The following is a 26,155-nucleotide window of genomic DNA, read 5'->3' on the forward strand; positions in this document are numbered from 1 at the left end:
GCGGTGGGCGAAGGCTCACCGCCCCGCGTCGTTCTGACGCGGCAAGCGGACCCGGACCTGGGTGCCGCGGCCGTCCGCCGGCGTTTCGATGACGATGCTGCCACCATGGCTGCGGACGATTTCGCGCGCGATCGACAGCCCCAGGCCGCTGCCACTCGCCCGTGCCCCGGGGTGGCGGTAGAAGCGCTCGAACACCCGTTCACGAACCGCCTCCGGAATGCCCGGACCGTCGTCGGTGACGCTGAGTTCGACTTCGTTCTCGCTGCCCGCGCAGCGCAGGGTGACGCGCCCGCCCGGCGCAGTGTATTTGAGCGCGTTGTCCATCAGGTTGGCGATCAGCTCCTGCAGCAGGGTGGGGTCTCCGGCGACGACCACCGGCCGGCGGTGGATGCCCAGGTCGATGTCGCGCTGGTCGGCGATGCGCAGCCAGCCTTCGACCATGTCATCGATCAGGCCGTCCACCGCCACCGGAGTCGAAGTCTCGACCACGCGGCCACCGGCTTCGGCCCGCGCCAGCGCCAGCAACTGGTTGGCGAGCCGGGTAATGCGGCCGACCGATTGCCGCAGCCGGCTCCTCGCTTCGTCGTCGAGCGGCTTCGACTCCAGCAGCTCGAGTTCCATCTGCAGTCCGGCCAGCGGCGTGCGCAGCTGATGGGCGGCATCCTGCAGGAACTCGCGCTGTTGCGCGCTGAACTCGCGCAGGCGACCGAAAAGGACGTTGAGGGCCGCAACAAGCTCACCGATCTCGTCCGGCACCGTGGCCGGGTCGATCGGCGACAGGTCGGAACCCGAACGCTTGCGCAGCGAGCCGGCCAGGCGCTCGAGCGGCGCCAGCCCCGACGGAATGCCGAAACGGGCGGCGACCGCCGCGGCGAGCAGGAGCAGCGCTCCGGCCGAAACGAAGCCCAGCAGCAGCCGGTCCATCGCTTCGCGCCGCTTGTCGAGGGTTTCCCCGACGGTGACGTAGACGCCTTTCCGTTCCAGCTTGCGGTACAGCCGCACCGCGCGCAGGGCCTGCCCGTGGTGCTGGAGGTCGCGGAAGATCGGTTTCGTCGAAGGCGGGCGCACGGCCGTCGCTGCCGCTTCTTCACCCAGCGGCTGGTAAGGAACGGGCAGGGCGGAAAGCTCGTCGATTTCATCGAGCTGCGGCAGGTCGGCATCGCCTCCGAGGTAGCGCCCCTGCTCATCGCGCACGCGGAAGAAGATCTCGTCCTCGGTATCGGTGCGCAGCATCACCACCGCCTCCGGCGACAGGCCCAGTGCGAGGCCGTCCGGCACCGGGCGGACGTGGGTCGCGACTCCGTGCGCGAGGTTCAGCAGGTTCTGGTCGTAGGCGCGGTTGACGACGGTCTTGGCCGTGCCGTAGGCGATCGCGCCGCCCGCCAGCAGCAGCAGTGCGGTCGGCCCGGCCAGGGTGTGGAGCAGGTTGTGGCGGAGGCTAGGCGGTGCCGTCACGCTGCCCTCTGGCGTGCTCGAGGCGGTAGCCGAAACCGCGCACGGTGCGAATCAGCACCCCGGCCGACTCCAGCCGTGGACGCAGGCGCGAGACATAGACTTCAAGCGCGTTGCCGCTGCCTTCGCCCTGCAGGCGTTCGCGCGCGACCGTACGGCCGTCGGCGCGCACCAGGGCTTCGAGCAGTTCCCATTCGCGCCCGGTGAGCATCAGGGGTTCTCCGGCGAGCGTCGCCAGGCGGCCTTCGGCATCGAGCGCCAGGGGGCCGAAGCTCGACCGCGACGCGCCGGCTGCGCCTCCGCCGCTGCGGCGCTGAACGGCGCGCATGCGCGCGGTGAGTTCGGCCAGCTCGAAAGGCTTGAGCAGGTAGTCGTCGGCGCCGAGGTCGAGCCCGTAGATGCGGTCGTCGAGCGCATCGCGCGCGGTGATCAGGATCACCGGCAGCGCCTGGCCGCGGTCGCGGATGCGGCGTACCACCTCGTAGCCGCCGAGGCCGGGAAGGCCGACGTCGACCAGGGCGAAATCGAAGCTCCGTTCCTGCAGCAGGCGGTCGGCCTGCATGCCGTCGTTCTCCAGGGTCACGTCGTCGCCCTGGCCGCGCAGGAATTCGGTAATTCCGGCAGCGAGCACGGGATCGTCCTCGACCAGCAGGATCTGCATGATGTCCTCATCGGTTCCGGGGGGAGGGCGCCGGCGATTCGCCGTGCCGGCGGCGGCGCGCAGGCGCAATCGTAGCGCGCCCCGCGGCGGGCGGATACCGGCGGCGAGCCTCCCGGGCGCGGGAATGCGGCGTGGCGCCGGCCGGGCGGCCTCCCCGCGTGCCGGAAGGGCGCAGGGAAAAGCTCGGAAAGGGTATGATCATCGAGCCTCCACGACTGTCCGGGGGACGCCCGGCCAACTGTATGCCGCACGACATCCCGCTCGCCATTCCACTCGATGCCGGCCAGATCGAGGCTTTCCTGATCGCGACCGGAATCGGCCTGCTGATCGGCCTCGAGCGCGAGCGCGTGCCGTCGGCGCGCGCCGGGCTGCGCACCTTCGCCCTGGTGGGCATGTTCGGTGCGTTGACCGCGATGCTCGGCCAGCAGCTGGCCAGCTTCGCCCCTTTCGTCGCCGGGCTGCTGATCGTCGCGCTGATGATCATCACCGCCTATCTGCGTCACCCCGACCCGTCCGACCCCGGCACGACTTCGGTCGCCGCCCTGGTGGTGTGTTACTGCTTCGGCGCCGCAACCTGGTTCGGCCATGCCCAGCTGGCGGTGATGCTGGCGGTGGCGACGACCGTGCTGCTGTACTTCAAGGCCCAGCTGCGCGGGATCGCGAGCCGGCTCGACGGCCGCGACTGGATCTCGATCCTGCAGTTCGGGGTGCTGTCACTGGTCATCCTGCCGATCCTGCCGAACGAGGAGTTCGGCCCCTATGGCGCACTCAATCCGCACCAGATCTGGTGGATGGTGGTCCTGATCTCGGGCGTGGGCCTGGCCGGCTACGCGGCCTTGCAACTTGTCGGCGTCCGTTACGGGTCGGTGTTCGTCGGCGTGTTCGGCGGCCTGGCTTCGAGTACCGCGACGACGATGGTGTATGCCCGCCAGGCCAATGAATCTCCGTCCCTGACGGCGACCGCGGCATTGGTGATCGTAGTCGCGAACCTGGTGATGGTGCTGCGGGTCGGCGTGATCGCGGCCGTCGTTGCGCCCGCAGTCATGCGATCGTTGCTGCCGGTGGTGCTGCCCGGCCTCGTCTTCGGGCTGCTGGGGGCGGTGTGGCATTGGCGGCAGTTGCTCGAGCGTGGCGAAGCGGTGCTGCCGGCGACGAACAACCCAACCGAGCTCAAGACGGCATTGGGCTTCGGTGCGCTCTACGCGCTGGTCCTGCTGTGCGCGGCCTGGCTGTCGGATTTCGCCGGCAACCGCGGCCTGTACGTGCTTGCCCTGGTGTCGGGCCTGACCGATGTCGATGCGATCACCTTGTCGAGCCTGCGCCTGTTCTCGCTCGAGCGCCTCGAACTGGTGCCGACCGTGATCGCGATCGGGATCGCGATGATCGGCAACCTCGGCTTCAAGCTCGGCATGGCGGTGGCGATCGGTGGCCGGGCCCTGGGCCTGAAGGCGGCCGCCGGGATGGGGGCTGTGGCCCTGGGTCTGGGCAGCGGCATGGTCTGGGTCGGGCTGCGGGGGGCCGCGCTTTGAACCGGCAGCGCCTGTGCCGGGGACGGGCGCGAGTCAGTCGCGCTCGATCAGGGCGATGACATCGCCTTCGTTGACGCTCTGGTATTCGCCGACCCGCACTTCGGTGATCACGCCCTCGTAAGGGCTGGGGATGTCGAGTGCCACTTTGCCGGTTTCGAGCACGATCAGGGTGTCGTCGCGCGCGACCCGGTCGCCCGCCGCGATCAGCACGCTCTGGACGATGATGTCGCCGTTGGCGCAGTTGCCGCAGCTGCTCCAGCATTCGGGATACTTCGGAATCCTGATTTCCACGGCTGAAAGCATCGAACGCTCCGCGGTCGGGTAAAGGGTGGACTATACGTCCGCCCATCCCGCCCGAGGAGCGTTCCCGGTTGCCGTCCGATGTTTTCCGGCCTTGCCCGGCCCGCCGTGCCTCTGCCGAAGCCAGCCTCGGGACCTGGAAAGGCGGGCAGGGGGGCTTCAGTCCACTTCCATCTTGCCGCTTTCGGCGGCGAACGCCAGGTTCCTCTTCTCGATCGGGGCATGCCGTGCGCTGCGCCCGACCAGCGAGATCGCCAGCCCGGCAATCACCCCGGGAACCGCGAAGGCGAGGAAGTTCATCTGCAGGGGCAGCTCCGCCGCCATCAGCATGCCGCCCAGGATCGGGCCGAGAATCGCGCCCATGCGCCCGACGCCCGAGGCCCAGCCCAGGCCGGTGGAGCGGATGTGCATGGGGTAGTACTGGGCGACATAGGCGTACAGCAGGATCTGCGTGCCGATCGTGGTCGCACCGGCGATGGCGACCACGCCATACAGCACCACGGTCGGGTTCTTGAAGCCGAGCAGGCTGATCGAGACCGCAGCGATGGCGAAGAACACCGTCAGCACGCGGCGCAGGTGCAGGCGGTCGGCGATCCAGCCGCCGCCGATGGCGCCGAAGATCGCGCCGAAGTTGAGCACCAGCAGGAAGCCCAGGCTTGAGCCCAGCGCGTAGCCGGCCGAGTTCATCAGCTTCGGCAGCCAGGAGCCGAGCGCGTACACCATCAGCAGGCAGCAGAAGAACGCCACCCAGAAGCTCGCCGTGCTCAGCAGCCGGCCCTCGGTGAACAACTGCCCGACCGAGCCTTTCTGCCCTTTGGCGGCCTCGATCACGAAACGGTCGCCGGCCTGGGCACGGAACGACGGCTCGACCCGGGCCAGCATCCGGCCGGCTTCCGCTTCGCGCTGGTCACGCACCAGGAAGCCGACCGATTCGGGCAGGAAGCGCAGGATCACCGGCAGCAGCAAGAGCGGAACGATGGCGACGAAGAACAGCGACTGCCAGCCGAAATTCGACAGCATGTAGATGCCGAGCCCCGCCGACAGCATGCCGCCGACGGCGTAGCCGCTGAACATGATCGCCACCAGCGTGCTGCGGATCTTGCGCGGAGCGTATTCGCTCATCAGCGCGACGACGTTGGGCATCACCCCGCCGATGCCGAGCCCGGCGAGGAAGCGGCACACGCCGAATTCGAGCGGGTTGCGCGCGAAGCCGTTGATGAAGGTGAAGCCGCTGAACAGGATCACGCAGATCGCGATCGCCTTCTTGCGCCCGATGCGGTCGGACAGCGGGCCGAAGATCAGCGCTCCGAACATCATGCCGAACAGCGCGTAGCTCCCCAGGGCCCCGGCCTGCAGCGGCGGCAGCTGCCATTCCTGCATCAGCTTGGGCAGAACGACGCCGTAGATCACCAGATCGTAGCCGTCGAAGATGATGATCAACGCGCACCAGAACAGCACGGTCCAGTGGAATCGGTTGAATCTTGCTTCATCGATGATTTTGTTGACGTCAACAGCTCTCATGCGAACTCCGGGTTCTGTTTTCGAGATGTGGTCGAGGCGGGGTATCACGGAAACGAATACCGCCTCATTCGGAAGTTGAATGCTCGTTCATCAGATTTGGGGTGTCAATGAAGGTATTAGTAATTTCTTTATATAACGATCAACAAATAAACGAATAACAAGCCTGGAAAAGCCTCTTCATGCCGGTTATCCGCTCCATCCGTAGTGGATTCGGCCGGTGTCGCCCGTTTTTGCCGCGACACCTGGAAAATATAGTTGGAAATCAATCAATCTTGTTTATTTGTATACAGAAATTTAAATAAAATTTACGAATTGTTTGGCGTCGAACGGTTTTTTGGCTTTTTCATGGCTTTCTTTTGATAAATATCAATCTGTTGTGAAGATTGGCCAAACTTCCTGCGACGTCGATTGACCGCCTTTCTGCTGAGTTGTATACATCTTCCCATCAAGACCGGTCAGCGCCTGGCGCTTCAAAAGCCGTAGCGACGGCTTTCCGGCCGCATCCACTGTCAGCGGGAGCCTGTATACGATGTACTCGGTACGTCTCTGGTCGGTTCGCAATGCCCGTGCCCTGCATCGGCTGTATACCTTCTTCTCGCGGCTGGCGCCGCGGTTGGCGCCGCTGGTGCACCGGGTAGGAGAGCGACGGGCGGAAGTCCTGCTGCGGCCGCTCGAGCGGAGCGCGAAAAACGTCCTCTTCGACTGCCGGATGTGCGGCCAATGCGTGCTGTCCTCGACCGGCATGGCCTGCCCGATGAACTGCGCCAAGCAGATGCGCAACGGCCCGTGCGGCGGGGTGCGCGCCGACGGCCAGTGCGAAGTCGAGCCCGGGATGCGCTGCGTCTGGGTGGAGGCAACCGAAGGCACGAAGCGCATCGCCGCAGACCACCTCGCCCATCCGACGCCGCTGCTGCCGGCGATCGACCAGCGCCGCCGCGGACGTTCGACCTGGATCGAGGTCGTCCATGGGCGTCCGGCGCCGGTGTTCCAGCCCCCGGTGGGCGAGCGCATCACCCCAGAGAGCGAGCAGAGCCTGTTCGAACGCAGCTGCGCCGCCGGGCGCCCGGTGGTCACGGTCGAGATCGCCCCGCCGGACTCGGCCGATCCGGCCGCGCTGCTGGCGCGCGCCGAACTGTTCCGCGGCCTCGTCGATGCGATGAACATCACCGACGGCGCCGGCGGCAACTGCCACATGTCGAGCGTGGCGGCTTCGGCGATCCTCGCCACCCACGGCTTCGAGCCGGTCTATCAGATCGCCTGCCGCGACCGCAACCGGATCGCGATCCAGGGCGACCTGCTCGGCGCCGCCGCGCTCGGCGTGAAGAACATCCTGTGCCTGACCGGCGACGACGTCAGCCGCGGCGACCATCCGCAGGCCAAACCGGTGTTCGACCTCGACGCCGTGTCGCTGCTGCATGTAGCGCGCGGCATGTGCGACCGCGCCGAATTCGCCTCCGGGCGCAAGCTCGAACAGGCGCCCGACCTCTTCATCGGCGCCACCGTCAATCCCTTCGTGCCTCCTTATGTGGACCGGGTCGCCAATCTCGAAAAGAAGATCCGCGCCGGGGCGCGCTTCATCCAGACCCAGTTCTGCTTCGACGTCGAGCGTTTCGCCGACTTCATGGCCGAGGTCCGCCGCCGCGGCCTCCATCGCCAGGCGCACATCCTCGTCGGCGTGGGCACGCTGGGTTCGGCGAAGGCCTTGCGCTGGATGGCGAACAACGTCCCCGGAGTGTTCATCCCGGAAGCCTTGCTCGCCCGCATCGAGGCCGCGCCCGACCAGAAGGCCGAAGCAAAGCAGGCGTGCATCGAGATCATCCGCGCGGTGACCGCGATCGAAGGCGTGGCCGGCGTCCATCTGATGGGCCACCGCAACGAAGCGGTGCTCGCCCGCATCATCGTCGACGCCGGCCTGCGCGCGCCGCCGCCGGCCGTCGATGAGGCCGATCCTGGCGCCGCCCCGGCGTCGTCGCGGCTGGCCGCAGCGTGACACTTGAATGACCAACAACCCGAAGGAGGAGACACCATGAGCGAACAGGACATTTTGAACGCACTGGAAGGCGAAGAGCGCGAGCTCGTCGAGTGGCTGGCCGACATGAACGAGGACGATGCGCTGGCGCTGGCCAACCGGATGCTGCTCGAAGACAAGAAGAGCCCGCTGCGCGTGCTCGAACTGTGCCGGATGGCGATGGACATCGTCGGCAAGCGCTTCGAGGAAGGCGAATATTTCCTCCCCGAGCTGGTGCTCGCCGGCGAGATGCTCGAGCAGGTCGGCGCCATCGCCAAACCGCTGCTGGTCGACGGCGAGGGCGAAGGGGCGAAGAAGCTCGGCCGCGTGCTGGTGGGCACGGTGCACGGCGACCTCCACGACATCGGCAAGAACATCGTCAGCTTCATGCTCGATATCAACGGCTACGAGGTCAAGGACATCGGCATCGACGTGCCGGTGGCCACCTTCCTCGACGAGGTGCGCAGCTTCAAGCCCGACGTGGTGGCGTTGTCCGGCTTCCTGACCCTGGCGTTCGACTCGATGAAGGAGACCGTCGAAGCCTTCGAGAAGGAAGGGCTGCGCGACCAGTTCAAGATCATGGTCGGCGGCGGCCAGATCGACGAGACCGTGCGCGCCTACACCGGCGCCGACGGCTTCGGCGTCAATGCGGTGGAGGCGGTCAACCTGTGCAACCGCTGGCTGGGGGTGGCGGCATGAACGCGCCGATCGAAGCGAGCGCCGCCGCCCAGGTGGCCTACGACGAACGCTGGCAGCGCATCCTCGACTGCGTCGCCCTGAAGCAGCCCGACCGCATGCCGACCGCGTTCTACGCCACCTTCTGGCTCGCCAAGAAATACGGCAACATCAGCTGCAAGGAGCTGATGTACGACTACGAAAAGACCAAGGCGCTGGCCGAGCGCGCGGTGCTCGAATTCGAGCCCGACGCCTGCGCACCGATTGTCGCCGCAGTGGCCTCGGGGCGCTCGCTCGAGGCGATCGGCTTCAAGCAGCTGCAGTGGCCCGGCCACGGCGTCGACGAGAACCAGCCTTTCCAGTACCTCGACCGCGAATACATGCTGGCCGACGAGTACGACGAGTTCCTCTTCGACCCCACCGGCTTCTACCTGCACAAATACCTGCCGCGGGTGGCGAGCGCCTTCGAAGGCATCGACCAGCTGCCGATCTTCCCCGGCCTGCATTACTTCCGCCTCATCAACGGCATCCGCTCGTTCGCCAAGCCCGACGTGCGTGCCAGCTTCGAGCGCATCATCCGCGCCGCCGAGGAGGTGGAGACCTTCGCCGCCCACGGCGCCGACTTCAACGCCCGCATCAAGGCCCACGGCTTCCCGCTGATCAACGGCGTCAATGCAGTGTCGCCGTACGACTTCATCGCCGACTACTTCCGCGGCGCCACCGGCATGATGAAGGACCTCTACCGCAACAAGGACAAGCTCCTCGCGCTGCTCGACAAGGCCTCGATCTTCCTCACCCGGCAGACCATCGCCACCGCCCAGGCCTCCGGCCATCCGATCGTGATGATCCCGATCCACTGGGCACCGGACGCCTTCATGTCGGACAAGCAGTTCCAGACCTTCTGGTGGCCGCCGTTCCGCAAGATGCTGATCGGCCTGATCGACGCCGGCCTGATCCCGATGCCGCTGTGGGAAGCCGACTGTACCAAGCGCCTGGAGACGATCCGCGACGTGCCCGCGGGCAAGTGCATCTACTGGTTCGAGCGCACCGACATGGTCAAGGCCTTCGAGGTGCTCGGCGACGTGGTCGCGCTGCGCGGCAACCTGTCGCCGTCGCTGCTTACCACCGGCCGCCCCGAAGAAGTCGATGCCGCGGTCAAGCACCTGGTCGACAATGTCTGGAACAAGGGCGGCAAGCTGATCCTCGACGCCGCCTTCGGCATTCCCGACGAGACTCCGGTCGACAACGTGCGCGCGATGTACGCTGCCGCGCGCAAGTACGCCGGCTGACGCACGCGAGCGCCTGGAGTCCGCGACCATGTCCGCACTGAGCTGCGCGAGCCTGCTGCGCCAGCTGCCCCCGCCGGCGCCCGATGAGCGTCCCGGAGCGCAGCGCCGGCGCGCGGCGGCGCTCGCCGAAGTGTGCGCCGACGCCCTCGTCGAGCCTGCCTACAGTGTGCGCATCGTCGCGCTCGAAGCCCCGCCAGGCGCGATCCTGCGTGCCGGCGGCCAGTGCCTGCATGCCCCGCGCCTGGTGCCGGCCTCGGGCCGGCTCACCGCCCTCGGCGCGGTGGCGTGCACGCTCGGGCCGCGCCTGGAAGAGCGCGTGCGGGCCCATTTCGCCGCCCGCCGCCCGGCCGCCGCGCTCGCCCTCGACGAGCTGGGCACCGCGCTGCTGCTCGCGCTCGTACGCCACGCCCAGGACCGCCTGGTCGCGCAGGCCGCCCGTCGCGGCCTGAGCGTGGCCGGCGAGCTCGCCGCGGGCGACCCCGGACTCGCGCTCGACGCCCAGGCCACCGTGCTCCAGCTCGCCGACGGCGCAGCGATCGGCATGCGCGCCAGTGCCGCGGGCGCGCTTCATCCACTCAAGTCGTGCACCAGCGTGCACGGGGTCGGCATCGCGCTCCCCGCCACCGCCTGGTCGCGCTGCGACGCCTGCCCCTCGGCGCCGCGGTGCACGATCGCGCGCCGGCGCAAGGAGATTCCCGCATGAACCGCAGCCAGGAGCATGCCCGCGCCGCGGACGCGGCGACCGAGTCCAACCTCCCCGCGGATGCGGCGCCCGAGTCCGGCCGTCCCGTCGACACCGGCGCCCCCAACGCGTCCTACCGCTTGTATTTCCCTCAGCTCGAACGCGAGATCGCCTGCGAAGCGGGCGAGAGCCTCTTTCACGCCGCCCGCCGCCACGGCGTGCGCATCGTCGGCGCCTGCGGCGGACGTGGCACCTGCGCGAGCTGCATGGTGCGGGTCAGCGAGGGTGCGCTGCGCCCGCTCGAGGGGCGCGGCCCGCAGGGCTTCGACATCGTCCTCGACGACGAGGGGCGGCCGACGAACCGGCGGCGCTGGATGCGCGCCTGCCGCATCGGCGCACGCAGCGACTGCACCGTCGAGATCGGCGCGCGCTCGCTGGCGCCGGTGGTGCGCGCCGAGGAAGAAAGCGCGCTCGCCGGCGAAGAGGCCGCTCCCGCCCTCGCGCTCGACCCCGCCGTCCGTGCGCACGAGCTCGACGTCCCCGCGCCCAGCCTCGCCGACGATCGCGCCGATGCCGACCGCGTGCTCGACGCTTGCCGCGAGCGGGAAGCGCACGAAGCCGGGCAGCGGATGATTCCGGCTGCGCAAGACGCCGCCACACTCGCAGCGCCCCCGCGCGCGCTCACCGTCGCCCCCGCTGCCACCGCCGAACTCGCCACCGTGCTGCGCGCCGGCAGCGGCCCCCGTTGCCGCCTGCGCGCCTGGCAGCGGGGCGGGGCGCTGATCGCGTTCGCCCCGAGCGGGCGGCGCAGCCTGGGGCTGGCGGTCGATCTGGGCACCACCAACCTGGCCGCCTTCCTCGTCGATCTGGACGACGGCCGCACGCTCGCCCGCCTCGGCGTGGAGAACCCGCAGACCGCCTGGGGCGCCGACCTGGTGAGCCGCATCGACCATGCGGCGGGCGATCCCAAGGTCGCCGAGGCCCTGCGCGCCGCCGCACTTGAGGCGATCGATGCGCTCGCCCACGACCTGTGCGCCAGCATCGGCCAGCGCCCGCAGGACATCGTCGATGTCGCCGTGTGCGGCAACACCGCCATGCACCACCTGCTGCTCGGCCTGCCAGTGCGCCAGCTCGGGCGCGCGCCCTTCGTCGCCGCGCTGCGCGACAGCGTCGACCTGAGCGCGCGCGAGCTCGGGCTCGCCGTGGCCCCCGGCGCCTGGGTCCACGTCGCCCCCAACATCGGCGGCTTCATCGGCGGCGACCACGTCACCGCGCTGCTCGCCACCGAGTCACGCTGGCGCGGACTCGGCTGCGCGCTGGTGATGGACATCGGCACCAACACCGAGATCAGCCTCATCCACCGCGGCCGGCTGTGGTCGGCGTCCTCGCCCTCGGGGCCGGCGCTCGAAGGCGGGCACATCGGCTGCGGCATGCGCGCGGCCGAAGGCGCGATCGAGAAAGTCACCCTCGAAGACGGGCGTCTGGCGGTGCACACCATCGGCGGCGGTGAGGCGGTCGGGCTGTGCGGCTCGGGTGTGCTCGACGCGGTGGCCGCGCTGCGCCGCGGCGGCCTGCTCGATGCCCGCGGCCGGCTGAGCGCCACCCACCCGGACATCGTCAGCGGCGAAGACGGCCGGCGTGCCGCCCAGCTCGCCCCCGAAGTGCTGTTCACCCAGGCCGACGTGCGCGCGGTGCAACTGGCCAAGGCCGCGATCCGCAGCGCTACCGAGCTGCTGCTGGCCGAAGCCGGGCTCGCCGAGGACGCGATCGAGTGCTTCATCCTCGCCGGCGCCTTCGGCGCCTACCTCGACATCGACAGCGGCATCGACATCGGCCTGTTCCCGCCGTTGCCGCGCAGCCGCTTTGTCCAGGTCGGCAACGCCGCCGGGCAGGGCGTGCGCCACCTGCTGCGGTCGTGCGCCGAGCGCGAACACGCGCGCGAACTGGCACGCACCGCGCAGGCGTGCGCGCTCAACGCCCGCGCCGATTTCCAGAACGTCTTCCTCCGCCACATCGGCTTTGCCGAGCCCCCCGAGATATCCGAACCCTCCGAGGCCGCCGCGACGACGGCCTGCGCCAACCCAAGCACCGCCACTGAAGAGAGTCCGTCATGACTGAAAGCACCCTCAGCGAAACCAACCGCTTCGGCATCCGCATCATCGGCGAGCGCATCAACCCCGGCTTCAAGAGCACGCGCGCGATGTTCGAGGACAAGGACCTCGCCGCCATCCAGGCGCTCGCGCTCAAGCAGGTCGAGGCCGGCGCCTTCGCCCTCAACGTCAACATCGGCCCGCAGGCGATGACCGACCGTGGCTTCCTGGTCGACGTGATTCGCGCCATCCAGGACGTGGTCGCGGTGCCGCTGTCGTTCGATGTGCCCACCACCGAGCTCTTCGCCCTGTGCCTCACCACCTACGATCGTGAGCGCACCGGCGGCGAGCTGGCGATCGTCAACTCCATCACCGAACACCGCTGGGAAGCGATGCAGCTCTACCGCGACCTGCCGTTCCGGGTCATGGTGATGGCCTCCGAGCGCGTCACCGACGGCGTGGCGAAGAACAACAAGACCGCCGAGGACATCGCCGCCACCGCACGGCGCGCGGCGCTGCGCCTGCGCGACGAATACGGCATGGCGCTCGATCACGTCTTCGTCGACCTGTCGGTGAGCGCGATCATCGCCGACACCGAGGGCCTGAACCGCGCCACCCTCGACGCGGTGCGCCTGATCGGCGCCGACCCGGACCTGAAAGGCCTGCACATGATGGGCGGACTGTCCAACATCGGCCAGCAGCTCCCGCCCAAGGCCGCCGACGGCTCGGACCTCAAGCACGGGCTGGAAAACGCCTTCCTCACCCTGGCGGTGCCGCACGGCTTCGACACCGTGCTCGGCACCCCGTGGCGCGGCTATGCGCCGCTGGCCGAAGACGACTACGTGCTCACCGCCTACCGCAACTTCCTCGACACTACCGGCAGCAACGCGCTGCGCGCGGTGCGCAAGCTCTACAAGGCCTGAACATGATCCCGACCGATCGCTTTGCCGTCGTCGCCGACGGCTGGTTCGACGGTGAGCGCCTGCACGCGCACGGCCCGTTCACCTTCCGCATCGAGGAGGGGCGCATCGCCGACATCGCCGCGGGCGACTTCGGCGCGACGCTCGCCACCCAGGGGATGGAGGTCGTGCGTGGCGGCTTTCTGATGCCCGGGCTGGTCGATGCCCACGTGCACCTGTTCCTCGACGGCGCCCCGACCGACGGCGCCCAGCGCGCCGCCCATCTCAAGAAGCCGGTCGAGGACCTGGTCGACGCCGCCCGCGCGAGCGCCCGCCAGGCGCTCGCCTGCGGGGTGACCCTGGTGCGCGACGCGGGCGATCGTCACGGCATCAACCACCGGCTCCGCGACGAAGCCGCCCACAGCCCGGGCCTTGCCCGGGTGCGCTCGGCCGGGCTCGGAGTCAAGCGCCCCAAGCGCTACGGCGCCTTCATGGCGCGCGACGTCGCCGACGACGCCGCGATCCGCGACTCGGTGCGCGAACTGGCCCGCGACAGCGATGAGATCAAGCTGATCCTGACCGGGATCATCGACTTCGACGCCGGCGCGGTCACCGACGAGCCGCAGTTCGATCTGGCCGCGGCGCGCCTGGTGGTCGACACCGCGCGCGCCTGCGGGCGCACCACGATGGTCCACTGCAGCGGCGCGGCCGGACTGGAGATCGCCGCCCGCGCCGGAGTCGGCTCGATCGAGCACGGCTTCTTCATGCGCCGCGACCTGCTGGCGCTGATGGCCGAGCATGACGTCGCATGGACGCCGACCTTCTGCCCGGTGCATTTCCAGTGGGCGCAGCCCGAGGCGGTGGGGTGGTCGGCACAGACCGTGGGCAACCTGCGCCGCATCCTCGACGAACATGCGCGCCACCTGCTCATCGCCCGCGAGCTCGGAGTGCGCCTGCTGCTCGGCACCGACGCCGGCAGCATGGGAGTCGAGCACGGCCACGCTGTGCATGAGGAAATCGAGCGCTACCTCGAAGCGGGCCTCACCACCGCCGAAGTGCTGCAGGCCGCCACCGCCACCGCCCGCCGCCACTTTGGCCATCCCCACCCGCGCCTCGAACGCGGCGCGCCCTTCGATGCGCTGCTGCTCGAGCGCTCGCCGTTCGAGGACATCGGTGCGCTGCGCACGCCCTTGCGTGCCTGGGCGGGGCAGCCGGCCTGCGAAGGAGAAGCGCTGCAATGAGCGCGCAGATCATCGACGGCAAAGCCTTGTCCCGGCATCTTCGCCGCCGATGCCGGGAAAGGGTGGGGGCTCGGCCGAGCGCGGCCTGGAACGAGGGAGCGGTAGCGGCCGTCCGGTCTGGGATACGGCCGTGATCTGGCACCAACCTTGACGGACAGTTCTCAGCCTTCTAGAATGCGCGCTCTTTGTCGGAAGGGCGGTTAGCTCAGCGGTAGAGCACTGCCTTCACACGGCAGGGGTCACTGGTTCGATCCCAGTACCGCCCACCAGTAAAATCAAGAACTTACTGGACCTTCCGCGAAGCTGTACGGAAACTGTACGGAAAACAGTTTCCAGAAAAGGGCGATTAACTCAGCGGTAGAGTGCCACCTTCACACGGTGGAAGTCAGTGGTTCGATCCCACTATCGCCCACCAGAACACCTGCAAAAAGCCAGTTCTCGCGAGCTGGCTTTTTGCTTTCTGCTGCATGGCTTTTGCGATGGGCAGGCACCCACGGTTCCGCGCACCTTTCCGCGCGAGGGGGCGGGCGAGCTGGTCAAGCCGGACTTTGGCCTGCCGGGAGATCACCCCGGTGATGCTCAGGCTTTCAACACTTCGGTACAGAACACCGTTGGCGTCAGGATGCGGGTGCGGCCCAAGTGGCCGCGCTGCAGCAGGCCAGCCCGGCGATCGCCGGTCACCAGATAGTCCACGTTGCCCGCGCCGGCCATGGCCAGCAAGAAGGCATCGTCTGGGTCGTCCGCCTCGAAATGGTGCGGCAACTGCTCCAGCACGAGGGCCCGCTGCAGGTTGTTGATCATCACCCCCACCTTGACAGGTTGCAGCACCGCCTGCAGCTTGGGGTAACGGCTGGCGCGGCGGATTTCCTCAAGTTGCGCGCGGGAGGTCACAAGCTCGAAGCGCGCGCTGCGCCAGGCACGGTAAATCGCATCCGGTGCCCCGTGTGGCGAAATCAGCGCACTGAACAGGATGTTGGTGTCGAGCACCACCCGCATTACTGCGCCCTGGCCCAGTCAAGCGCCTCGTCAACCATCGCAGCAAGATCCGCCTCGCTTACGCCAGCGCTGGTGGCCTTGGCTTCCTCTGCGCTCAGTTCCAGAATATGCGCCCGCACCGCTTCTTCGATGAAGCGCGACAGATCGCCCTTGCGCCCTCCGCCCTGGCTTGCCAGGAACATCCGCAATGCCTGGTCGGTTTCGGTGGAGACCGCCACGTTCCAACGTGTGCTTGCCATCTTCGACTCCTGAGATCGGTGTTTATGTGTTCAATTGTGCCACGATGCCAGCCTCTCGTCGCTGCGCACCTCGTCCTGCAGGCGCTAACATCCTTCGCCCCCCTTACCGATCAAGGAATGAAGCGTGACCGATCCCGCTGGAACCGACCGTAGCCCCTGGGCGGTCTTTCTGATCTTTCTTCGCCTCGGGCTGACTTCTTTCGGCGGCCCGGTGGCCCACCTGGGCTACTTCCGCGACGAATTCGTGACCCGGCGGCAGTGGCTGAGCGAGCGCAGCTACGCGGATCTGGTTGCCCTCTGCCAGTTCCTGCCGGGGCCGGCCAGCAGCCAGGTGGGGATCGCGCTCGGGCTGTCCCGCTCCGGTTATGCCGGAGCCTTGGCCGCGTGGACGGGGTTCACCTTGCCGTCGGCGATCGCCCTGATCCTGTTCGCGCTGGGCATCGCCGGTTACGGCGAGGCGGTGCCGCCCGGCGTGCTGCACGGCTTGAAGGTGGTGGCCGTAGCCGTTGTCGCCCAGGCGGTCTGGGGCATGGCCCGCAATCTCTGCCCGGACACACCGCGCATCACTCTCATGGCCGCCGCGACCTGCGCCGTTCTGCTGCTGCCGTCGGCCTGGGGACAGGTGGGCGTCATGGCGATCGCGGCGCTCGTCGGCCTCATGCTGTTCAAGCCGCGGCAGGGGCTGGCGCATGACGCGCTGCCGGCCGTGGTCGGGCACCGGGCGGGCCTGTTCTGGCTGACCCTGTTCCTGGCGCTGTTGATCGGATTGCCGCTGCTCTCGGCCCTGTTCCCGAGCCGGGCGCTGTCGATGGTGGATGCCTTCTACCGCGCCGGGTCGCTGGTGTTCGGTGGCGGGCATGTCGTGCTGCCGCTGCTGCAAGCCGAAGTCGTGCCCAGCGGCTGGGTCGGCAACGAGTCCTTTCTGGCCGGCTACGGGGCGGCGCAGGCCGTCCCGGGGCCGCTGTTTACCTTTGCGGCGTTTCTCGGTGCCTCGATGACCGAGGCCCCCTCCGGCTGGCTGGGCGGGGTGATCTGCCTGCTGGCGATCTTCGCGCCGTCCTTCCTCCTGGTCGCCGGTGCATTGCCGTTCTGGGAGCGCCTGCGCCGCAACGTCCGTACCCAGGCCGCACTCGCGGGCATCAACGCGGCGGTGGCCGGCCTGCTGCTGGCGGCGCTCTACCAGCCGGTATGGACCAGCGCGATTCATGCACCGCAAGACTTCGGCCTCGCCCTCGTGGCGCTGGTCGCGCTGATGTTCTGGAAACTGCCGCCGTGGTTGGTCGTGATCGGCAGCGGGGTCGCAGGAGGGTTGCTGAGCAGCGCGTAGGTCGAGTCCTGGCGGCTCGAGGTCGATCCGACGCTCAAAAGCCGTGAACCAGCCCGGGCAGGGATCGAGTTGCGGCGGGACCCTGGCCGAGGGCCAAGCGGATGCGGCAAACTGCGCGCCGGAAGTCGACGATAATCACGAAACCCGGGCTCCGTGACTGGCGTCCGATCCGCGCCGCAGCCCGACCGGAGACGACGCTCCGGCCGCTTCGGCAGTTCACTCCATTCATGGAATCCGGCCCGGGCGACCGGGCGGGCTTGTGCCCGAGGCGAGCCGATGACCAATCTGCGCATTTCCGTGCCGTACCCCACGCGCCCACGACGGGCGGACCGACCTGCGCGGCCGGCGCGGCACGGGGTGGCGGGAGCAGGGCGGTGAGTTCCCCCCGCTTCGTCCAGCTCGCGCCCGAAGCCCCGGCGCGGATCCGGGCCGAACTGCTCGCCGGCCTGAGCGCGCCGGTGGCGACGATCGCGCCGAAATACCTGTACGACGCGCTCGGCGCGCGGCTCTTCGCGGCAATCACCGAACTCCCCGAGTACTACCCGACGCGCACCGAGGCGGCGATCTTCGCGCGACACCTGGCGGAAATGGCCGCAGAACTCGGCCCCGCCACCACCCTGGTCGACCTCGGTGCGGGCAACTGCGAGAAGGCCGAGCGCCTGTTCACGGCCTTCGGCGTGCGCCGCTACGTCGCCGTCGATATTTCGGTGGACTATCTGCGCACATCGCTCGAACACCTTCAGCGCCATCATCCGGCGATCGAGATGCTGGGCGTGGGGCTCGATTTCACCCGTTCGCTGTGCCTGCCGCCGGAAGTCGGCGACGGCCCGCGCACGCTGTTCTACCCGGGGTCGAGCATCGGCAACTTCACCCCCGACGAGGCCCTGGCTTTCCTGCGCCAGGCGCATGGCGAATGCCGCGGCGGGGCCTTGCTGATCGGCGTCGATCTGGTCAAGGCGCGCGACCTCCTCGAAGCGGCCTACGACGACCCGCTCGGCGTCACCGCCGCCTTCAACCGCAACCTGCTGCGCCACCTCAACCGGCTCGCCGGAACCGACTTCGACCTTGCCGACTGGCGCCATGTCGCCTTCTTCGACGCGCACCACTCGCGCATCGAAATGCACCTCGAGGCGCGGCTCGACACGACCGTGCACTGGGCCGAAGGCGAGCGCCGCTTTGCCGTGTCCGCGCGCATCCACACCGAGAACTCGTACAAATGGCGCGTCGAGGATTTCACCGCGCTGCTCGCCGCGGCGGGGTTTTCGGCGTCGCGCCACTGGTGCGATGCGCGCGGCTGGTTCGCGGTGTTCACCGCCCATGCCTGATGCCGCGGTGCGATCTCCGGCCCTAGAGCGCGCAGCTGCGAAAGCCGCTGTAGATGTCGTTGCGCTCGGGGGTGAAGTAGTTGCGGTAGCGTGGATGCACCATGCGCGGGCTGGTCGCACGGCTCGCACCGCGCAGCACGTAGCGCTCGCCGAACCACGGTGCCGAGTAATCGCGGTAGGGGTGGGGGGCGAAGCCGGGGTAGGGGGCGAAGCGGCTGGCGGTCCATTCCCAGACCCGGCCCCAGCGAAATTCCGCCCGGGTCAGGGCGGCGAGCTCCCACTCGGCTTCGTTCGGCAGGCGGCGCCCCGCCCAACGGCACCAGGCGTCGGCTTCGTCCCAGCGCAGGTGCACGGCCGGGGCATCGAGCGCCAGCGCCTCCCAGCGGCCGAACACGCGGCGCTGCCAGCTCCCGTCCTGGCGGCGCAGATAGCGCGGCGGCGCGGCGCCGGTCTGCTCGACGAACGCCAGGTAGCGGCGCCAGCTCACCACCTCGGCATCGATCTCGAACGCCGGCAGCGCGACCTCGTGCGCCGCGAGCTCGTTGTCGAAGGCGAAGCCGTCGCCGTGCCAGCCGAGCGTCCAGCGCTGCGCCGGGATGCCCAGTGCGCGGGCCTGCGGCACGCCACCCGCCGGCCCGGGCAGAGCCTCGGGCAGCGCACCGGACAGCGTCTCGGGCAGCGGAATATCGAGCGCCTGCGCCATGTAGACCCCGGCCTCGCCGTGCATGTCCTCGTGAAACAGCGCGAGGCGGAAGAAATACAGCTCCGCATCGGTCTCCGGGGTAACGGCGAGCAGGGCCAGAGTCTCCGCCAGGCCCTCGGCCAGATCGGCGCGGGTTGCGCCGAGATCGGGCAGTTCGAGCTGCCAGCGCGCTGCGTGCGCGACCTTGCCCGAGTCGTACAGCGCATCGGCCCCGGGCAGGCGCCCGGCGGCGCGTCGGTGGTCGGGGTCGCAGGCGATGCCCATCGCGCGCTGCCGGTTGCGCGCGATCCAGTAGTCCTGGAACCAGCCGACATGCCCGGCCTCCCAGCGCGGCGGGTTGAGCTGGGGCGAATAGGGCACCGTCAGTGCCTCGCCGAGCACCGCGGCGTAGGCGTCGAGCAGCGCCAGGGTGCGTGCGCGGCTGTCGGCCAGTGCGGCGGCGAGGACGCGGCGGCCACCCCGGCGGGCGGCTTCGGAGCGGGTAGGGGCGAGGTTCATGGCGGGAGCGGAGTGCGATGACCGGTGCCCCGAGTATGCCGCAACTGGTGATCGTCAGTCCGGCGCTGCGCGATGCCAACAACGGCAACTGGCAAACGGCGCGGCGCTGGCAGCGCCATCTTGCGGGGATCTGCCGGGTGCGCATCGGCAAGGCCTGGCCCGATGCGCTGGCTGCCGGCGACATTGCGATGATCGCGCTCCATGCGCGGCGCTCGGCGGAATCGATCGCGGCCTGGGCCGATACGCACCCGGGCAGGGGCCTCGCGCTGGTGCTCACCGGAACCGACCTGTATCGCGACATCGCTGCCGACGCGGCGGCGCGGCATTCGCTGGATCTCGCTCAGGCGCTCGTCGTGCTGCAGGAATGCGCGCCGCTGGCGCTGCCGGACGCGGTGCGCGCCAAGGCCCGGGTGATTTTCCAGTCCACCACGGCGCGCCAGGCGCTGGTGAAGTCGTCGCATCACCTGCGGGCGGTGATGGTCGGCCACCTGCGCGAAGAAAAGTCGCCGCAGACGCTGTTCGCCGCCGCACGGCGGCTCGCCGGCCGGCGCGACCTCTTCATCGACCACATCGGCGACGCACTCGATCCGGCGCTCGGCGAGGCCGCGCGGGCGACGATGGCCGCGGCACCGAACTACCGCTGGCTCGGGGGGCTGCCGCACGAAGCGGTGCGCCGCCACATCCAGCGCGCGCATCTGCTGATCCACGCCAGCCGCATGGAAGGCGGCGCCCATGTCGTGATGGAGGCGGTCGCGAGCGGCACGCCGGTGCTCGCGTCGCGGATCGACGGCAACGTCGGCATGCTCGGCGCCGATTACGCCGGCTACTTTCCCTGGGGCGATGCCGAAGCGCTGGCGGCGCTGCTGCTGCGCTGTCGCGAATCGGTCGCGGGGGAGGGCGGCAGGCTGATGGCGCAACTGGCCGTACAGTGCCACCAGCGCGCGCCGCTGTTCGCACCGGAGCGCGAGCGCAGCGCGCTGCACCGGCTGGTCGGCGATCTGCTTCGAACTGCGGGAGATGCTTGAATGGACGCAAATCGGGAGCGACGCGGTCCGGGTCAGGTTCGCGCCTCCGGCGGGGCGCTCGAACCGGGTCGGCTGCTTTCTGCTATAACGACAGCCCCCGGCGGCTCCGTGCCGCGTCCTGCCGGCTGCGGAACCGTAACTGGCAAATGGAGAACCCGATGATTCCGATCCCCCGCCTGATTTCCCGCTGCGCGCTCGCGCTTTCGCTGGTGCTCGGCGTCGCCACCGCCCATGCCCAGGTCTTGCGCGTGTCGGCGATCCCCGACGAAGCGCCGACCGAGCTGCAGCGCAAGTTCAAGCCGCTCGGCGACTATCTGGAGAAGGAGACCGGTCTCGAAGTGGTGTTCACCCCAGTCAGCGACTACGCGGCCGTCGTCGAGGGCCTGGCGGCGAAGAAGATCGATCTCGCCTGGCTCGGCGGTTTCACCTACGTCCAGGCCAGGCTGCGCACCCACGGCGAGGCGCTGCCGATCGTCCAGCGTGCCGAAGACGAAGTGTTCACCAGCAAGTTCATCGTCCCCGCCGACAGTCCGGTGAAGTCGCTCGCCGAGCTGAAAGGCAAGACCTTCGCTTTCGGCTCGCCCTCGTCGACCTCCGGGCATCTGATGCCGCGCTTCTTCCTCCTCGAAGACGGTATCGACCCCGACAAGGATTTTGCCCGCATCGCCTTCTCCGGTGCGCACGACGCGACCGTCGCCTTCGTCGCCTCCGGCCGCGCCGAAGCCGGCGTGCTCAACGCCTCGGTGATGGACAAGCTGATCGAGAAGGGCGACGCCAACGCCGGCCGCGTCAAGGTAATCGCCACCACGCCACCGTATTACGACTACAACTGGACGGTGCGCCCCGGCCTCGATCCGGCGCTGCGCGAGAAGATCGCCAACGCCTTCCTCAAACTCGATCCGGCCGATCCGGCGCACAAGGAGCTGATGGCGCTGCAGCGCGCCTCGAAGTTCGTGCCCACCACCAGCGCCAACTACGATGGCATCGAGCGCGCGGCGCGCAGCGCCGGGCTGATCAAGTAGGCGCCCGCGGAGCGCAGGCATGGGATTCGAGCTGGAGGGCGTCGGCCTGACCCACGGCAACGGCTTTCGTGCGCTGCAGCGGATCTCGCTGCGCGCCGCCCGCGGTGAGCGGGTCGCGGTGATTGGCCCCTCGGGCGCCGGCAAGACCAGCCTGATCCGGCTCCTCGGCACCGCGCTGCGCCCCTCCGAAGGGCGGCTCGAGGTCCTCGGCGCCAACCCCTGGCGGCTGTCGGCCGGCGCGCTGCGGCGCCTGCGCGCGCGCATCGGCACGATCCACCAGAGCCCGCCGATCCCGCCGCGGCTGCGCGTGGTCACCGCGATCCACGCCGGCCGGCTCGGCCGCTGGCCGGCATGGAAGAGTTTGCTGTCGCTGCTCTATCCGGTCGATATCGCCGGCGCGCAGGCGGCGCTGGCGCGCTTCGACCTCGCCGACCGCCTGTTCGAGCGCTGCGACCGGCTCTCCGGCGGCCAGCTCCAGCGCGTCGGCATTGCCCGCGTGCTCTATCAGCAGCCCGACCTGATCCTCGCCGACGAGCCGGTTTCCGCGCTCGACCCCGCGCTTGCCGACGCCGCGCTCGGCGAGCTGGTCGCTGCATCCGGGCACAGCGGCGCCAGCCTGTTCGCCTCGCTGCACGCGGTCGACCTGGCGCTGAAGTGGTTTCCGCGCATCATCGGCCTGCGCGGCGGCGAAGTGGTGTTCGACCTGCCGACCGCCCGCGTCACCGACTCGATGCTGCACGAACTCTACGCCACCGAGGGTGAGCTGCTGCCGCTACAAACCAGGGATGCCCCGGTCCGCACCGCCGCCGATGCCGATGCACAGCCGGCGCCTGTGCGCCTGGACCACTGCCGCGGGCGTTGACATGGACGCACCGCCAAAAACGCTTCCGCTGCCCGACCGCGACCCCGACGCACGCGCGCGCCTGGGATGGACGCTCGCCGCCCTGGTACTGCTGTGGCCGCTGCTGGTGCTCGCCGAATTCCGCCCCTGGGTGCTGTTCGAGCCCGGCAATCTGCAGGTGATGGGCCGTTTTCTCGGCGGCTTCCTGCCGCCGGCAAGCTCGGCCGAATTCCTCGGCTACCTCCTCGAGGCAACGCTGGAAACGATGGCGATCGCCACCGCCGGCATCGCCCTTGCGCTGCTGCTGGCGGTGCCGCTGTCGATCCTGAGCACCCGCGCGCTGGCGGTGGCGGCGATCGGGCCGGGGCCGGGGCGCCTCGGCGGCCGTGTGCTGCGCGCCGCCGGACGGGCGGTGCTGACTTTCCTGCGCGCAGTTCCCGAGATCGTCTGGGCGCTGATGTTCGTGCGCGTGCTCGGGCTCGGGCCGGCCGCCGGCGTGCTGGCGCTGGCGATCACCTACGGCGGGATGCTCGGCAAGGTCTACACCGAGATCCTCGAATCGACCGACACGCGCCCGGCGCGGGCGATCCTCGAAGCCGGCGGCGGGCGCTTTGCCGCCCTCGCTTACGGGCTGCTGCCCAACGCCGCGCAGGAGCTGACTTCGTACACCGTGTATCGCTGGGAATGCGCGGTGCGCGCTTCGGTGATCATGGGCTTCGTCGGTGCCGGCGGACTCGGGCAGCTGATGGACCAGTCGATGAAGATGCTCAACGGCGGCGAAGCAGCGACGATCCTGCTCGTCTTCCTCGTCCTGGTGCTGTTCGCCGACGCGCTGAGCGCGGCCCTGCGCCGAGCGCTCGCATGAGCACCAAGGTGTGCGGCGCGGGGCAGGGCGGCGAGGGCGTGCGATGAACGGGAGCCGCGAGCCCTGCGCCCCGCCGCGCGGCGCAGCCGACTTCTGCCTGAGCTGCGTGCTCACCACCGCCCTGGTCGTGGCTGCGGTGGCGGGGAGCTTCGCCTATCTCGGGATCGACTTCGCCGCGCTCTTTTCGGCCGGCGCGGCGGCCGACATGGGGCGCTTCGCAGCCTCGTTCTTCCCCCCCGATCTGGAACCGGAGTTCCTGCGCAAGACCGCCTACGGCGCCGTCCAGACCTTCGCCGTGGCCTTGGTCGGCACGCTGCTCGCCGCCGCCGCCGGCCTGCTCCTCGCGCTGCCCGCGGCGGGGCGCCACGGCACCGCCGCCCGCCGGCTGGCGCGCTTCGCCCTCAATCTGCTGCGCAGCGTGCCCGAACTGGTGTGGGCGACGTTGATGGTGCTGGCCGCCGGGCTCGGCCCTTTCGCCGGAGCGCTGGCGCTGGCGCTGCACACCACCGGCGTGCTCGGCCGGCTGTTCGCCGAAGCGATCGAAAACGCGCCGCCGCAGCCCGAGCAAAGCCTCCGGGAAGCCGGCAGCGGCGGCGTGCCGGCCTTCGTCTACGGCACGCTGCCGCTGGTGTGGGCACAAGCCGTAGCCTACGGACTCTACCGCCTGGAGATGAACATCCGCATGGCTGCGGTGCTCGGCTTCGTCGGCGCCGGCGGCCTCGGCCAGATGCTGTATTTCCACCTGTCGATCTTCCAGCAGGCCCAGGCGGCGACGGTGCTGATCGCGATGCTGGCGCTGGTGCTCGCGGTCGATACGCTGAGCGACCGCCTGCGCGGGTGGATGGGGCGCAGCTGACCTCTAATCCGGTACGGAATAGAGGTGCTGGCAACGTCGCAACAAGCACTTCTGCGATAATTCAGACGAGTCCGAATAAGCATATTCAATAAACCGGCAAACCTCTCCGATGCTCCCCTTTGCCCCCGGCTCCCGCGTCGTCATCCGCGACGAAGAATGGCTCGTCCGCCGCATCGACCCCGCGACTACACGCCCGACGACTTCCGCAGCAAAGGTCTGGTCATCCGCCGCTTCAAGAAGGACATCCGCGACCAGGTCAGCGCCGACTTTCAGGAGCACATCACCAACTGCCTGCGCGCACCGGCCACCGCGCAGGACCCGATGCGGATGCGGAATTCATTTGCTTGAGCGTTCGGCCTTGAAACTGCTGTCGAACCACAAAATGCCCTTCGACAACAGGCTCAGGGCGAACGGTTTCATGCGCTGGGGTGGGTTCCATCCATGCGCGTCAGCCGAGTCGTTGCGCCATGTCCTTGATGACGATGTGTTGTATCGCCCGCAGGCAGCGCGTCTCGCCCGCCAGGGTGATCCCGAGCTCAGGCTGCGCCACGGCCAGGCGGGCGTTCTCTGCTTCAATGTCGGCGTAGAGCGCTTGCGCTTCCGTGATGATGCGCTTGCGCAGGCTTTCCAGTACCCGCTCGGCCGTGCCTTTGGCCAGATTCAGTGCGGCCCCGGCCTTCAGCATCAGATCCCGACTGATGTCCGAAAAGTGCGCAACGTCGAGAATCGGCCAGGCGAGTTGGGTCTGGTCCGGCCAGGCTTTCTTGTTGAAGGCGGGCGTGTCATAGCAGGCGACGCTCAGGAGGTCGTAGAACGGCGAGAGTTGTATGCCTTCATGCGTAACCAGAAAGCTCAGGTTTTTCAGGTGGGCGTCACTGTTGCCGACCAGGACGTTGAACACCAGCCAGCCGAAGAGGCGGGTGCGGGCGACCGCCGGGCTACGGCAGCGCTTGGCGAGGACGGCGAGATTTTCCATGCTGCCCTGGCTGTACTTGAAGCTGCGGTCCAGGCCAAGTAGTTGGCAGGCATCGATGACGTGCCGGCGTTGCCAGCCGGTTTCGCCATGGACTCGGTCAAAGCGGTTGATCAAATACACCGGCGAGGGGACGTAGCGACGATGAACCTCGGGGACATCCAGGCCCAGACGTTTTGCCAGTCGCATGACGAACCATTCGTTGATCACGGAATGCGGGTAGTCGTCGTCAGGGTGGTCGGGCTTCAGGATATGGGTGGAGGGAGTGCTGCCGGCAGGTTCAAACAAGGCATCGTCCCGAAGTACGACGGCGAGCTTGTGCTGTGCGCCGGCGAGCGACATGCGTTTGATTGCGGCGTGGGTGAGCGGCGTTCTGGGAAGTTGGCGGATGCGTTCTTCCAGAGCGCTGTCAGGCAGGGGGCAGAGGGCTGCAGCGCTCGGCGCCCCGGCTTCCGGCGGGAGCAAGGTGATCGAGCCCGCTGACTCTGCACCGTACCAGGCGAGCAGGCCAAAGGCGTCTGCCGCATCCAGGTGGGCATCGTTGGCGAGCAGGCGGCGCTGTCCTTCTTCCGGCAAGAGATTGTCGAAATACCACTGGACGGGGCGCCGCGTGGCGCCATCCAGCTGGGCTTCGGCGGTCAGCGGCAGATGGGGGCTCAAGACAAAGTGCTGTCCGTCGTCGAGCCATACTTCCGAATACTTGAAGCTCCAGAGGCCGTTGACTTCCTGTAGCGTGCCGACCTCTGTCTGATTGATCAGCGCATGTAGCGATCGGCCGTTCATGACGGGTCTCGCGGTTCGGTTGATGACTTGAGGTACTGGGCGACGCTGTCTGGTACATCGACCATGACTTGAATGCCCAAACCTTCGAGCACCTGGAAGAGCTTGCCCCATTGCACGGCATCGCTGCCGCGCTCGACCTTGCCCAGGAAATTCTCGCTGACACCAATGCTGCCGGCCGCATCATCCTGGCGAATCTGCTGGGCTTTACGGGCGGCGCGGACGATCTGGCCGAGGGCTGCGGGGGTGTGGATGGGTAGCTTCATGTCGAATCCTCATGTTTGTGAGGATTGTGCGCAGGAGTCGCGTAATTTTCAATAAATCCTTTTGGTCGTGAGGATTTTTGCGGGTGACCGTT

General features: G+C 68.7%; 25 protein-coding genes and 2 tRNA genes. 18 read left to right on the top strand and 9 right to left on the bottom strand.

The window, feature by feature from the left end; translation table 11 throughout:
• Positions 1-15: 15 nt before the first annotated feature.
• Both Tharo_RS10065 and Tharo_RS10070 read right to left on the bottom strand, forming a co-directional pair.
• A complete protein-coding gene (locus Tharo_RS10065; protein ID WP_107221066.1) occupies positions 16-1,455 on the bottom strand; it encodes a sensor histidine kinase in 1,440 nt (479 codons plus the stop codon).
• Positions 1,439-2,113: a response regulator transcription factor gene (locus Tharo_RS10070; protein WP_107221067.1), complete on the bottom strand. Its 675-nt coding sequence runs from the start codon at positions 2,111-2,113 to the stop codon at positions 1,439-1,441. Before Tharo_RS10070 ends, Tharo_RS10065 begins: the two co-directional genes overlap by 17 nt.
• A 242-nt stretch (positions 2,114-2,355) precedes the next feature.
• Here Tharo_RS10070 and Tharo_RS10075 point away from each other — a divergent pair, with 242 nt between their 5' ends.
• Positions 2,356-3,642 carry an MgtC/SapB family protein gene (locus Tharo_RS10075; protein ID WP_107221068.1) on the top strand — a complete coding sequence of 429 codons (1,287 nt, stop codon included), beginning with the start codon at positions 2,356-2,358 and terminating at the stop codon, positions 3,640-3,642.
• 33 nt (positions 3,643-3,675) lie between these two features.
• Here Tharo_RS10075 and Tharo_RS10080 read toward each other — a convergent pair whose 3' ends face one another.
• Both Tharo_RS10080 and Tharo_RS10085 read right to left on the bottom strand, forming a co-directional pair.
• Positions 3,676-3,945: a biotin/lipoyl-containing protein gene (locus Tharo_RS10080; RefSeq protein ID WP_107221069.1), complete on the bottom strand. Its 270-nt coding sequence runs from the start codon at positions 3,943-3,945 to the stop codon at positions 3,676-3,678.
• A gap of 156 nt (positions 3,946-4,101) precedes the next feature.
• Entirely contained in the window at positions 4,102-5,463 is a 1,362-nt protein-coding gene (locus tag Tharo_RS10085) for an MFS transporter (protein WP_107221070.1), read from the bottom strand.
• 529 nt (positions 5,464-5,992) lie between these two features.
• Between Tharo_RS10085 and Tharo_RS10090 the strand changes: the two genes are divergently transcribed.
• The 9 genes from Tharo_RS10090 (at position 5,993) to Tharo_RS10130 (ending at position 14,762) form a co-directional block, all read left to right on the top strand.
• Positions 5,993-7,453, top strand: a complete 1,461-nt coding sequence (locus Tharo_RS10090) for a methylenetetrahydrofolate reductase C-terminal domain-containing protein (RefSeq protein ID WP_107221071.1) — start codon at positions 5,993-5,995, stop codon at positions 7,451-7,453.
• A 36-nt stretch (positions 7,454-7,489) separates the two neighbouring features.
• Complete coding sequence (locus tag Tharo_RS10095) at positions 7,490-8,170, top strand: cobalamin B12-binding domain-containing protein (RefSeq protein WP_107221072.1); 681 nt, start codon at positions 7,490-7,492, stop codon at positions 8,168-8,170.
• Positions 8,167-9,435 (top strand): uroporphyrinogen decarboxylase family protein, encoded by a 1,269-nt coding sequence (locus Tharo_RS10100; RefSeq protein WP_245880873.1) that lies wholly within the window; start codon positions 8,167-8,169, stop codon positions 9,433-9,435. The genes Tharo_RS10095 and Tharo_RS10100 overlap by 4 nt, the downstream gene beginning before the upstream one ends.
• Before the next feature lie 28 nt (positions 9,436-9,463).
• On the top strand, positions 9,464-10,138 hold the full coding sequence (locus Tharo_RS10105; protein WP_107219592.1) for a hypothetical protein: 675 nt from the start codon (positions 9,464-9,466) through the stop codon (positions 10,136-10,138).
• Positions 10,135-12,231 (top strand): ASKHA domain-containing protein, encoded by a 2,097-nt coding sequence (locus Tharo_RS10110; RefSeq protein WP_107221073.1) that lies wholly within the window; start codon positions 10,135-10,137, stop codon positions 12,229-12,231. The genes Tharo_RS10105 and Tharo_RS10110 overlap by 4 nt, the downstream gene beginning before the upstream one ends.
• The gene (locus tag Tharo_RS10115) at positions 12,228-13,130 is read left to right on the top strand and encodes a dihydropteroate synthase (protein WP_107219594.1); all 903 of its coding nucleotides are present in this window, start codon (positions 12,228-12,230) and stop codon (positions 13,128-13,130) included. The genes Tharo_RS10110 and Tharo_RS10115 overlap by 4 nt, the downstream gene beginning before the upstream one ends.
• 2 nt (positions 13,131-13,132) lie before the next feature.
• Positions 13,133-14,347, top strand: a complete 1,215-nt coding sequence (locus tag Tharo_RS10120; RefSeq protein ID WP_107219595.1) for an amidohydrolase family protein — start codon at positions 13,133-13,135, stop codon at positions 14,345-14,347.
• 194 nt (positions 14,348-14,541) lie between these two features.
• A tRNA-Val gene (locus Tharo_RS10125) sits at positions 14,542-14,616 on the top strand.
• Positions 14,617-14,687: 71 nt separating this feature from the next.
• Positions 14,688-14,762 (top strand) — tRNA-Val (locus tag Tharo_RS10130).
• A 164-nt stretch (positions 14,763-14,926) separates the two neighbouring features.
• On the opposite strand, the gene Tharo_RS10140 is transcribed toward Tharo_RS10130, so the two are convergent.
• A complete protein-coding gene (locus Tharo_RS10140) occupies positions 14,927-15,343 on the bottom strand; it encodes a putative toxin-antitoxin system toxin component, PIN family (RefSeq protein WP_107221074.1) in 417 nt (138 codons plus the stop codon).
• Complete coding sequence (locus Tharo_RS10145) at positions 15,343-15,582, bottom strand: ribbon-helix-helix domain-containing protein (RefSeq protein ID WP_107221075.1); 240 nt, start codon at positions 15,580-15,582, stop codon at positions 15,343-15,345. Before Tharo_RS10145 ends, Tharo_RS10140 begins: the two co-directional genes overlap by 1 nt.
• 124 nt (positions 15,583-15,706) lie before the next feature.
• Between Tharo_RS10145 and chrA the strand changes: the two genes are divergently transcribed.
• Together chrA and egtD are read left to right on the top strand one after the other, a co-directional pair.
• Entirely contained in the window at positions 15,707-16,909 is a 1,203-nt protein-coding gene (gene chrA, locus Tharo_RS10150) for a chromate efflux transporter (RefSeq protein ID WP_107221076.1), read from the top strand.
• Between the two features lie 374 nt (positions 16,910-17,283).
• Positions 17,284-18,234, top strand: a complete 951-nt coding sequence (gene egtD / locus Tharo_RS10155; RefSeq protein ID WP_245880874.1) for an L-histidine N(alpha)-methyltransferase — start codon at positions 17,284-17,286, stop codon at positions 18,232-18,234.
• A 22-nt stretch (positions 18,235-18,256) separates the two neighbouring features.
• On the opposite strand, the gene senA is transcribed toward egtD, so the two are convergent.
• Positions 18,257-19,435, bottom strand: a complete 1,179-nt coding sequence (gene senA / locus Tharo_RS10160) for a selenoneine synthase SenA (RefSeq protein ID WP_107221078.1) — start codon at positions 19,433-19,435, stop codon at positions 18,257-18,259.
• Between the two features lie 17 nt (positions 19,436-19,452).
• On the opposite strand from senA, the gene senB reads away from it, so the two are divergent.
• From senB to Tharo_RS10190, 6 genes are all read left to right on the top strand, one after another.
• A complete protein-coding gene (gene senB / locus Tharo_RS10165; protein WP_211309592.1) occupies positions 19,453-20,460 on the top strand; it encodes a selenoneine biosynthesis selenosugar synthase SenB in 1,008 nt (335 codons plus the stop codon).
• A gap of 158 nt (positions 20,461-20,618) precedes the next feature.
• Positions 20,619-21,482: a putative selenate ABC transporter substrate-binding protein gene (locus Tharo_RS10170; protein ID WP_107222391.1), complete on the top strand. Its 864-nt coding sequence runs from the start codon at positions 20,619-20,621 to the stop codon at positions 21,480-21,482.
• A gap of 19 nt (positions 21,483-21,501) precedes the next feature.
• Positions 21,502-22,344: a phosphonate ABC transporter ATP-binding protein gene (locus Tharo_RS10175; protein ID WP_107221080.1), complete on the top strand. Its 843-nt coding sequence runs from the start codon at positions 21,502-21,504 to the stop codon at positions 22,342-22,344.
• A gap of 1 nt (position 22,345) precedes the next feature.
• Positions 22,346-23,188: a PhnE/PtxC family ABC transporter permease gene (locus Tharo_RS10180; RefSeq protein WP_107222392.1), complete on the top strand. Its 843-nt coding sequence runs from the start codon at positions 22,346-22,348 to the stop codon at positions 23,186-23,188.
• Between the two features lie 43 nt (positions 23,189-23,231).
• The gene (gene phnE, locus Tharo_RS10185) at positions 23,232-24,044 is read left to right on the top strand and encodes a phosphonate ABC transporter, permease protein PhnE (protein WP_107221081.1); all 813 of its coding nucleotides are present in this window, start codon (positions 23,232-23,234) and stop codon (positions 24,042-24,044) included.
• Positions 24,045-24,200: 156 nt separating this feature from the next.
• Positions 24,201-24,392, top strand: a complete 192-nt coding sequence (locus tag Tharo_RS10190; RefSeq protein WP_107221082.1) for a hypothetical protein — start codon at positions 24,201-24,203, stop codon at positions 24,390-24,392.
• 100 nt (positions 24,393-24,492) lie between these two features.
• On the opposite strand, the gene Tharo_RS10195 is transcribed toward Tharo_RS10190, so the two are convergent.
• Both Tharo_RS10195 and Tharo_RS10200 read right to left on the bottom strand, forming a co-directional pair.
• Positions 24,493-25,800, bottom strand: coding sequence for a HipA domain-containing protein (locus Tharo_RS10195; RefSeq protein WP_107221083.1), 1,308 nt, complete (start codon positions 25,798-25,800; stop codon positions 24,493-24,495).
• Entirely contained in the window at positions 25,797-26,063 is a 267-nt protein-coding gene (locus tag Tharo_RS10200; RefSeq protein WP_107221084.1) for a helix-turn-helix domain-containing protein, read from the bottom strand. The genes Tharo_RS10195 and Tharo_RS10200 overlap by 4 nt, the downstream gene beginning before the upstream one ends.
• Positions 26,064-26,155: the final 92 nt, after the last annotated feature.

Source organism: Thauera aromatica K172, from assembly GCF_003030465.1.
Classification (GTDB): Bacteria; Pseudomonadota; Gammaproteobacteria; order Burkholderiales; family Rhodocyclaceae; genus Thauera; species Thauera aromatica.